Source organism: Parasphingopyxis sp. (genome assembly GCF_052168275.1).
Taxonomy (GTDB): Bacteria; Pseudomonadota; Alphaproteobacteria; order Sphingomonadales; family Sphingomonadaceae; genus Parasphingopyxis.
Genome location: NZ_JBQLZM010000138.1, coordinates 1 through 9,288 on the forward strand (window position 1 = coordinate 1; position 9,288 = coordinate 9,288).

Annotated in this window: 8 protein-coding genes; all 8 read right to left on the reverse strand. The window is 67.7% G+C overall.

Features of this window, described 5'->3' with window-relative positions; genetic code table 11:
- Nucleotides 1-1,507, reverse strand: a 1,507-nt coding sequence (locus ACTS1X_RS12430; protein ID WP_442614716.1) for a tetratricopeptide repeat protein, incomplete at its 3' end; no start/stop codon positions are given.
- 150 nt (nt 1,508-1,657) lie between these two features.
- Nucleotides 1,658-3,328 carry a cell division protein FtsZ gene (gene ftsZ, locus ACTS1X_RS12435; RefSeq protein ID WP_442614717.1) on the reverse strand — a complete coding sequence of 557 codons (1,671 nt, stop codon included), beginning with the start codon at nt 3,326-3,328 and terminating at the stop codon, nt 1,658-1,660.
- A gap of 122 nt (nt 3,329-3,450) precedes the next feature.
- Complete coding sequence (gene ftsA / locus ACTS1X_RS12440; protein WP_442614718.1) at nt 3,451-4,710, reverse strand: cell division protein FtsA; 1,260 nt, start codon at nt 4,708-4,710, stop codon at nt 3,451-3,453.
- 14 nt (nt 4,711-4,724) lie between these two features.
- Nucleotides 4,725-5,648 carry a cell division protein FtsQ/DivIB gene (locus ACTS1X_RS12445; RefSeq protein WP_442614719.1) on the reverse strand — a complete coding sequence of 308 codons (924 nt, stop codon included), beginning with the start codon at nt 5,646-5,648 and terminating at the stop codon, nt 4,725-4,727.
- Nucleotides 5,645-6,565 carry a D-alanine--D-alanine ligase gene (locus ACTS1X_RS12450; protein WP_442614720.1) on the reverse strand — a complete coding sequence of 307 codons (921 nt, stop codon included), beginning with the start codon at nt 6,563-6,565 and terminating at the stop codon, nt 5,645-5,647. Before ACTS1X_RS12450 ends, ACTS1X_RS12445 begins: the two co-directional genes overlap by 4 nt.
- Nucleotides 6,562-7,464: a UDP-N-acetylmuramate dehydrogenase gene (gene murB / locus ACTS1X_RS12455; RefSeq protein WP_442614721.1), complete on the reverse strand. Its 903-nt coding sequence runs from the start codon at nt 7,462-7,464 to the stop codon at nt 6,562-6,564. Before murB ends, ACTS1X_RS12450 begins: the two co-directional genes overlap by 4 nt.
- Nucleotides 7,465-7,466: 2 nt before the next feature.
- Nucleotides 7,467-8,873 carry a UDP-N-acetylmuramate--L-alanine ligase gene (gene murC, locus ACTS1X_RS12460; RefSeq protein WP_442614722.1) on the reverse strand — a complete coding sequence of 469 codons (1,407 nt, stop codon included), beginning with the start codon at nt 8,871-8,873 and terminating at the stop codon, nt 7,467-7,469.
- Nucleotides 8,870-9,288, reverse strand: a 419-nt coding sequence (locus tag ACTS1X_RS12465; protein ID WP_442614723.1) for a UDP-N-acetylglucosamine--N-acetylmuramyl-(pentapeptide) pyrophosphoryl-undecaprenol N-acetylglucosamine transferase, incomplete at its 5' end; no start/stop codon positions are given. The genes ACTS1X_RS12465 and murC, both read right to left, overlap by 4 nt.

Sequence of the window (9,288 nt, forward strand, 5' to 3'; positions counted from 1 at the left end):
GCGGTGGCGGTGGCGGTGGCGGTGGCGGTGGCGGTGGCGGTGGCGGTGGCGGTGCAGGGGTAATCGCCGCAAGCGCCGCGGGCAACAGCGATTCCGGCGAAGGCCCCTGGGCAGGCATTTCCGCCGCTGTACGCTCGCGCTCCGCCCGCGAGCGCAGATCCGCTTCGAGGTCGGCCAACGAGAAGCGGGTTTCGATAACCGGTACGCCCTCCTCCGCCTCGGCTGGCGCTGTACCGGTATCGGCCCGCGCGCCTCCGGTGTCCGTCTCGGTCACCGCCGGAAGCGACGCGAAACCGGGCTGCGGCGCACCGCGCGGCGGATCGGCAGGCGGCGTATCGACCGCAGGAGGCGGCGGTGGCGGCGGTGGCGGAGGAGGCGGTGGCGGCGGAGGCGGGGGAGGTGGCGGTGGCGGCGGAGGTGGCGGTGGTGGCGGTGGTGGCGGTGGTGGCGGCGGTGGTGCCGTATCGGCCTGCGCCATTTGCACGGTTTCGCTGCGGCCCGGTCGGCGGCGACTCTCGCCTTCCCGGGCAGCAACGCGCCTGGCGACCGCTTCGCGTCGTTCCCGCCGCCGTTGCTCGCGCCGGGTTTCGCGCCGAATCTCGGCCTCGGTGCGGGTCCCGAGCGCCGTGCCCTGCGGTACGAGCCCGGCGCCCGGCGTGCCGGCCGCGGCGAGCTCCGGAAAATCGCTCAATGCGTAACGCGGCCCGTCGCCGCTGGCCGGGAAATTGCCGAAATGCACGGCCTGCGCCTTGCCGGCGTTGCTGAGGCTGGAGAGGCGCCCGAGATAGGGGGTCAGGATTTCGAGTTCTCGGCGAGGCAATGCGATCGCCGCCGCCTCGACCGCGTCGCGAATGTCGCCCGTCAGCCCGATGACGAAGGCCCGCGTTCTCCACGCCGTCATATCCTGGGCGCGGAGCAGCGGATCGAGGACTTCGAGCGCACCTGCCTGGTCCCCGGAGATCGCGAGGCTGATCGCCAACCGCTTCACGAGCGCGGGCGTCGAACGGCCGCCGATCGCGAGCCGATAATCGGCCTGGGCCAGTTCCGGCTGGCCGAGCAGGTCATAGGCAAAGCCGCGATCGGCCGCATATTCGGCGAGCGGAACGCCCAGCCTCTCCGCTTCGCGGAACTGCTGCATCGCCTCAAGAGGGCGCTCGAGCCGGACGAGAGCGCCCCCCAGTCCCGCCTTGATCCGGCCGTTTCGCGGACTGAGTTCGTTCGCGCGCACGAAAAAGCCCAGCGCGGCATCGGCATCGTCGAGCTGGAGCGCGGAGCGCCCGGCACCGATCAGCGCTTCCACATTGTTCGGATTGTCGGCGAGCATCGTCAGAAAGCGGCCGAGATCGCCGGCCGTCGCCTGCGCCTGTCGGCTCCGGTCCATGAATGGGAAGGCGTCGCTGCTCTGCGCCGCGGCGGGCATCGCAACGCCCGCCAGCAGCATTCCGAACAGGAAGCGACGGGTGGAGCGGCCTGGCGCCGGACGATAAGCAAGTACGGGACGGAGCATTACCGGCCGATCATAGACGGCCCGTTTTCTGAACGCACGGCAAACCGTACCCGTGCAATCGACAAAACGTTTCTCCCCGTCGGCGAACATGAAAAATGCCGGCGTTTCCGGCCCGTATTCGGGGACGGAAACGCCGGCATGATCGCTTCGCTACTGGTTGTTCTGCCGGTTCAGGAATTGCGGGATGTCGAGCGAATCGCGATCGCCGCCCGATGCCGCCTTTTTCTCTTCGCCTTCGACCTTTGCCGCGCCCCGGGCGATGTTCGACATCCGCTCGAACAGCGTCCCGCCGGAACGCGCCGGCTTGGCGGCCGGCACCGCATCGGCCTTGTCGTCCTCGGCAATCCACTTGCTGGTCTGCGCAGCCGGCTTTTCTGCCGGTATATGGTCCGCCGAAACGATGTTGCCGGCGTCGAGCAGCAACTCGTCTTCCTCGACGCTCGGCTTCGTCTCGACCGGCCGGGCTTCGGCCGACATCCGGCGCGGCTCCTCGCCGGCGGCCCGCACGGTGAAGGTCGGCGTCGTACGCGGCGCCGGGCGCTCGGTCACCGTGGGTATCGGCGCCGTATCGTCGAAAATCCGCGTCACCGGCTCGCCGGCAGCCGGCGGCTCGGGCTCGGCAGCCGTTTCCTGGGCTACCGTTTCGGTTTCCGCTTCCGCCGCGATTTCCTCGATTTCCGGTTCGGCCGGCTCCACCGTCGCCGGCGCTTCCGGCTCATCCTTGGCGAGCGGGGTCATTTCCTCGATCGCCCCGTCTGCCTCGGCCGTAGCGTCCGTTTCGGTTTCCTCGGCCTTGTCGCGCGCCGAGGGGAAGCTGAAGACCTTGGCCGGCATCGGCTTGGCCTCGCCGGCGGCTGCGGCATCGATGCCGGTCGCGACGACCGACACCCGCAGCTTGCCCTCGAGATCGTCGTTGAAGGCCGAGCCCCAGATGATGTTCGCATCGGGATCGACGAGTTCCTTGATGTGGTTGGCCGCTTCGTCGACCTCCATCAGGCGCATGTCCTCGCCGCCGGTGATCGAGATGATGACGCCCTTGGCGCCCTGCATCGACACGCCGTCGAGCAGCGGGTTGGCGATCGCCTTTTCGGCGGCTTCGCGGGCGCGATTGTCGCCCTCGGCCTCGCCAGTGCCCATCATCGCCTTGCCCATCTCTTCCATGACGGAACGGACATCGGCGAAGTCGAGATTGATCAGGCCGGGCATGACCATCAGGTCGGTAATCCCGCGTACGCCCTGCTGGAGAACCTCGTCGGCCATCCGGAACGCGTCCTTGAAGGTCGTGTCGGGATTGGCGATCAGGAACAGGTTCTGGTTGGGGATGACGATCAGCGTATCGACATGCTTTTGCAGTTCCTCGATGCCCGAGTCCGCCGATTTCGCGCGACGCGAGCCTTCGAAGCTGAACGGCTTGGTCACCACGCCGACCGTCAGGATGCCCTTCTTGCGGGCCGCTTCGGCGATCACCGGAGCCGCGCCGGTGCCCGTGCCGCCGCCCATTCCGGCCGCGATGAAACACATGTGCGAACCGTCCAGCGCGTCGTCGATCGAGGCAAGGGTTTCCTCGGCGGCCGCGCGGCCGATTTCGGGACGCGAACCCGCGCCCAGGCCTTCGGTGATCTTCGGTCCGAGCTGGATGCGGGTATCGGCATCGCTGTGATTGAGCGCCTGCGCGTCGGTGTTGGCGACGATGAAATCGACGCCCTGGACCTCGGCGGCTATCATGTTGGCAATCGCGTTACCGCCCGCGCCGCCGACGCCGATCACGGTGATCTTGGGCCGCAATTCGCTCACTTCGGTACGGGTGAATTCGATGCTCATGACGTGGTCTCCCCCTTGCAATTTCGCATCCTGATCAAAACGTTAACCAATACTACAACACAATGACTCGGCGATACCAGCGAAAAAGCGGTGCGACTCGTGGATAAAGCTCACTTTATCGCTCAATATTCACTCCTGAACGCAGCGATGAATCGGCTCCACAGCCCGCCGCCTGCCGCGCGGTGCACAAGCTGCTCCTGATCCTGCATGACCCGCAGGTCCACCGGCCCTTCGGCGGCGAAGCGGGCAAGGCCGGCCAGCGTCGCGAAAGCCGGTCCCGAATGCGCTTCGGGCAGGCCCGCCAGCGCGATCGGACGGCCCGTCCGGACCGTCCGGCCCAACGCACCCTGGGCGAAATCCGCGATGCCCTTGAGTTCGGCGCCGCCGCCGGTCAGCACGACCTGCCGGCCCACCGGCCCGCTGAATCCCATATCGTCGAGCGCCTGCCCGACCTGCGCCATCAGGTCTTCGAGCCGTTCCCGAATGACCGCGATGAGCTGCGCGCGCGTGATGCGGGGCGTGTCGCCGGTCTCGTCGTCGGACGTGCCGGTAATGTCGATCATGTCGTGATTGTCGCGCGGACTCGTCGTTGCCGAGCCGTGGAAACATTTGATCCGTTCGGCCTGCGCCCGCCGCATCGCGAACTGGGTCGCGACCGCATCGGTAATGTCCGCCGCACCGATCGGGATGGAGGTCAGCCCGACCAGCATGCCGCCGGCGAACAGCGACACATTGGTGACGCCCGCGCCGAGCTCGACCAGCGCGACGCCGAGCTCGCGCTCCTCTTCGCTGAGGCAGGCATAGCCGGTCGCGACCGGCGAGGCGACGATACCTTCGACGCCGAGATAGGCGCTGCGGACGCAATGATCGAGATTGCGCATCGGAGACCGTTCGGTGAGCACCGCATGAATGTCGACGCCGAGCTGGTCGGCGTGCAGGCCGAGCGGGTTCTTGACCCCCTCGAGCCCGTCCAGCGTGTAGAGGGTGGGATGGGCATGGAGGATTTCCATGTCCTCGGGATCGATCGCGTTGAGCCCGGCGATGTGGAGATCGCGGATATGCGCGTCCTCGATCCGGTATCCGCCCAGATCGGCCTCGATCGTCGTCACCTTGCTGACCAGGCCGCCCGCCGAAAAGCCGACCCAGGCGCTGTCGATATTGATCCCGGCAATGCGTTCGGCCTGCTCGACCGCGGCGCGGATCGCCGCCTCGGTCTGCTCCATGTCGGCGATATAGCCGCGGCGGATGCCCTTGCTTTCGCGCTGGCCGGTGCCGAGCACCTGCAGGTCGCTGCCTTCGGGGTTGCGCACGATCATCGCGCAGATCTTCGAGGACCCGATATCGAGAACGGTGATCAGATTGTCATTGCGTCCCTGGGCCATCGTTCGCCTCCCTCTCAGATCGTATCCGAATTGCCGTTGTCTTCCGCCTCGGCGGGCGCCGGCGGCCGTTCGGCGTCGCGGGCGACGCGGACGACGAACCGGTCCGGCACGCGCATGTCGAACCGCCGGAAACCTTCCCCGAGCAGTCCGGTCACTCCGTCCATCCGCGCGAACCGGACGAGCGCGCGCGCCGCATCCTCCTCGCCCTCCGGCAGGGCGAGCGTCTCACCTGACTGAAACCGCAGGTCCCAGCGCCGGTTGCCGACCCAGGTTGCGCCGGACAGCATCGGGCGCAGCGCCGGTGCGCGCTCCATGAGCGCCTCGAAATTCGCGACCTGGTGGTTGGCGCGCGGACCGATGATCAGCGGCAGGTCGGGCATCGCATCGAGCGGCACCTCTTCGAGCACCGCCCCCTCGCCATCGACGAGATAGAGCTGCTGTTCATGCTGCCAGATCGCCGTCGGCGTGCGCTCGGTGATCGAAACGACCAGCGTGTCGGGCAGGCGGCGCGACACGCGCGCTTCCTGCACCCAGCTCAACGCCTCGACGCGTTCGCGGATCTCCGCGATATCGACATTGGGCATCGCCATCGACGGCTGGTCGAGCGCGACGGCGTAGACCGGCAGCCGCTCCATCTGGTCGATGCCCTGGATTTCGACGCGTTCCACGGCGAAGCCGAGCCGCCCGGCGCCTTCGCCGAGCTGCCAGGCGATCATCTGCGGCAGGCGGAGCATCATCGACGCGCCGAGCACGAGCGCGGCGAGCAGCGCGACGACCATCCAGCCGCCGGTCCGGCGGATCGTCGCCTCTTCCATCGGCAATATGGTCGCGAGTTGCGCCGCGAACGGCTGCCGCCTGGCTCTTTGCGCCGGTTTGCGTTTCACCGTCGCGCGCTTTTTCGGCGCGCTGGTCCGGCGGGGTTTGCGGGTCTGGCTCATAGCGCTTCCTCCACTATCCGCTGGACGAGCTCGGCATAGCTCATCCCCTTGTGTTTCGCCTGTTCGGGCACGAGGCTCAGCGGCGTCATTCCCGGCTGCGTATTGACCTCGAGCAGGAACAGTCCCGCGGCGCCCTTGCTGTCGTCCCACCGATAATCGGAGCGGCTGGTTCCCCGGCAGCCGAGCAGCCGGTGCGCCTTGAGCGCGATGTCCATGCAGCGTTCGGCGATGTCGGCGGGGATATCGGCCGGGCAGATATGCTCGGTCATGCCGTCGGTATATTTGGCATCGTAATCGTAAAAACCGCTTTTCGGCACGAGTTCGGTCACGCCGAGCGCCTCGTCGCCGATCACGGCGGTCGTCAGTTCGCGGCCGCGGATGAAGGGTTCGGCGAGCAGGCTTTCGAATTCGCGCCATGGCCCCTCGGTGTCGCGGCCGATCGGCGAGCCGTAATTGCCCTCCGCGGTGACGATCGCGACGCCGACCGACGAGCCTTCGTTGACCGGCTTCAGCACATAGGGCCGCGGCATGGGATCGGCCGCGTACAGGCCCTCGCTCTCGACGATCAGGCCGCCGGGCATCGGAATGCCGTGCGGCATCAGCACCTGTTTCGTCAGCACCTTGTCGATCGCGACGACCGAGGTCGCCATGCCCGAATGGGTATAGGGGATCTGCATCAGGTCGAGCATCCCCTGCACCGATCCGTCCTCGCCGGGCGTTCCGTGCAGCGCGTTGAACACGAGGTCGGGCCGGATCCCGTCGAGCACCACCGCGACGTTGCGGTCCATGTCGACGCGCGAGACCGTATGACCGAGGCTCTCGAGCGCATCGGCGATGTCCCGGCCGCTCATCAGCGAGACCTCGCGCTCGGCCGACCAGCCGCCCATCAGCACGGCGATGTTGAGCGGTTTCGTCATTCGGTATCCCCCACGCGCTGGATCTCCCATTCGAGCTCGATCCCCGAATGTTCGAAGACCCGGCGGCGGACCTCTTCGCCGAGCGCCTCGATATCGGCGGCCGTCGCATCGCCCGTATTGAGCAGGAAATTGGTGTGTTTTTCGGAGACCTGCGCGCCGCCGATCGTCAGGCCCCGGCACCCGGCCGCGTCGACCAGCTGCCAGGCCTTGTGTCCGGGCGGGTTCTTGAAGGTCGAACCGCCCGTGCGCGAGCGCAGCGGCTGGGACGCCTCGCGCTCCGCGGCGATCCGGTCCATCTCGGCACCGATCGTTTCCGGTTCGCCGGGCACGCCTTCGAACAGCGCGTCCACGACCACGGCGCCCGCCGGAACCGCCGAATGCCGATAGCTGTAGTCGAACCGTTCGAGCGGCCAGGTCTCGACCGCACCGTCGCGCATAACCAGCGTCGCCGCGACCAGCACGTCCTTGACCTCCCGGCCATAGGCTCCGGCGTTCATGCGGACCGCGCCGCCCGCGGTGCCGGGAATTCCGCGCAGGAATTCGAGGCCCGCAATGCCCGCGTCGCGCGCCTTGCTCGCCACGGTAATCCCCATCGCCGCGCCGCCGGCGCGGACGCGATGCCCGTCTTCGATCGAAATCTCCGCAAAGCTTTTCGGCAGCCGCACGACCACGCCGCGCACGCCGCCATCGCGAACGATCAGGTTCGATCCGACGCCGACCGGCAGGACCGGGATTGCCGGGTCGAGCTGGCTCAGGAACTGCGACAGATCCTCGACGTCACTCGGCTTCACCAGCCACTCGGCCGGGCCGCCGCAGCGGAACCAGATGAAATCGGCGAGGCTGCCGCCCCGTTTCACCGAGCCCTCCAGGGGTGGGAGCCCGCTAAGGGTATCAGCCATGTTCATGCGCGCGCCTCCCCGATCCGGTCCGCAAGCTTTGCCGCCCAGCGAGTGATGTCCCCCGCGCCGAGACAGACGATCATGTCGCCGCTTTCGATATCTCCCGCCAGCGCGGCGGCGAGCTCATCCTCATCGGCCACCGTCCGGGCCGATCGGTGTCCGCGTTCCTTGAGGCCGGTCACAAGGGTCTCGGCGTCGATCCCCTCGATCGGTTGCTCCCCCGCAGCATAGACCGGCGTGACATAGACCACATCGGCATCGTTGCAGGCGGTTTCGAATTCCTCGAGCAGATCGCGCAGCCGCGTATAGCGGTGCGGCTGGATCACCGCGAAGACCCGGCCCGTGCTGCCCTCGCGCGCCGCGGCCAGCGCCGCGCGGATTTCGACCGGGTGATGACCGTAATCGTCGATCACCGACACGCCGTCGATTTCCCCGACCTTGGTGAAGCGCCGCTTCACGCCGCCGAACTCGGCAAAGCCCTTCGCAATCACCTCATCCGGGATACCGAGTTCGAGCGCGGCGCCGATCGCGGCCAGCGCATTCTGCACGTTATGGCGCCCGGCCATGGGCAACTCGATGCCCTCGATGCGGCGCGTCTCGCCGTCGCGATCGCGGACCACCACGTCGAACCGATTGCCGCCGTTGTGCGCCTCGATATTCTCCGCCCGGACATCGGCCTGGGTGCCGAAGCCGTAGGTCACGATCCGCCGGTCGCGGACGCGCGGGATGATCGCCTGCACCTCGGGATGGTCGAGACAGAGCAGCGCGACGCCATAAAAAGGCACATTCTCGACGAACTCGATATAGGCGTCCTTGACCCGGTCGAAGCTGCCATAATGGTCGAGATGTTCGGGATCGATATTGGTGACGATCGCGATCGTACCGTCGAGCCGCAGGAAACTGCCGTCGCTCTCATCGGCTTCGACGACCATCCAGTCGCCCTCGCCGACGCGCGCATTGGCGCCATAGGCGTTGATCACTCCGCCGTTGATCACCGTCGGATCGAGCCCGCCCGCATCGAGCATCGCCGCGACGAGCGAGGTCGTCGTCGTCTTGCCGTGGGTGCCGGCGATCGCGACGGTCGCCTTCAGCTTCATCAGTTCGGCCAGCATCTCGGCGCGCCGCACGACGGGAATGCGGCGTTCGAGCGCGCTTTCGACTTCGGGATTGCCGCGCTGGATCGCGGTCGACGTGACGACCACGGCCGCATCGCCGAGATTGTCCGGCGCATGGCCGACCGTCACCGGAATCCCGCGTTCGCGGAGCGCTTCGACGGCCGGGCCCTCCGCGATATCGGACCCCTGCACGCTATAGCCGAGATTGTGCATCACGCGGGCGATGCCCGACATGCCGATGCCGCCGATGCCGACGAAATGGATCGTCCCGATATCGGTGCCGAAACCCTTCACGAGGCACCTCCCATCGCCGGCCTGGCCCGCGCCGGCGCGCCCACCGGCATCGCCTCGCCACCCAGCCGCCGGCCCAGCCGTTCGACCAGGTCGGCCAGATCGCGCGTCGCGTCCGGATAGCCCGCGTTGCGCGCGCGCCCGGCGGCGTTCATCAGCGCTTCGGGTTCGAGCCCGAGCTTCTGCATCTGCTTGGCCAGCTCGGCGGGCGTGAAATATTGCTGTTTGATGACCCGTGCGCCGCCGCTCGCCTCCATCTCGCGCGCATTGGCCGTCTGATGATCGTCGGTCGCGATCGGCAGCGGGACGAGGATCGCCGGGCGGCCCGCCGTCGTCAGTTCGGCGATCGTCGAGGCGCCCGCGCGCGCGATCACGATATGCGCCCAGCCGAGCCGCTCGGGCAGGTCGGGCAGATAGG

What these genes read in the sequence shown, in the direction of transcription:
- ftsA (WP_442614718.1), bottom strand. Translation starts at nt 4,710, where the DNA reads ATGGCCCAGGGACGCAATGACAATCTGATCACCGTTCTCGATATCGGG.
- ACTS1X_RS12445 (WP_442614719.1), bottom strand. Translation starts at nt 5,648, where the DNA reads ATGAGCCAGACCCGCAAACCCCGCCGGACCAGCGCGCCGAAAAAGCGC.
- murB (WP_442614721.1), bottom strand. Translation starts at nt 7,464, where the DNA reads ATGGCTGATACCCTTAGCGGGCTCCCACCCCTGGAGGGCTCGGTGAAA.
- ACTS1X_RS12450 (WP_442614720.1), bottom strand. Translation starts at nt 6,565, where the DNA reads ATGACGAAACCGCTCAACATCGCCGTGCTGATGGGCGGCTGGTCGGCC.
- ftsZ (WP_442614717.1), bottom strand. Translation starts at nt 3,328, where the DNA reads ATGAGCATCGAATTCACCCGTACCGAAGTGAGCGAATTGCGGCCCAAG.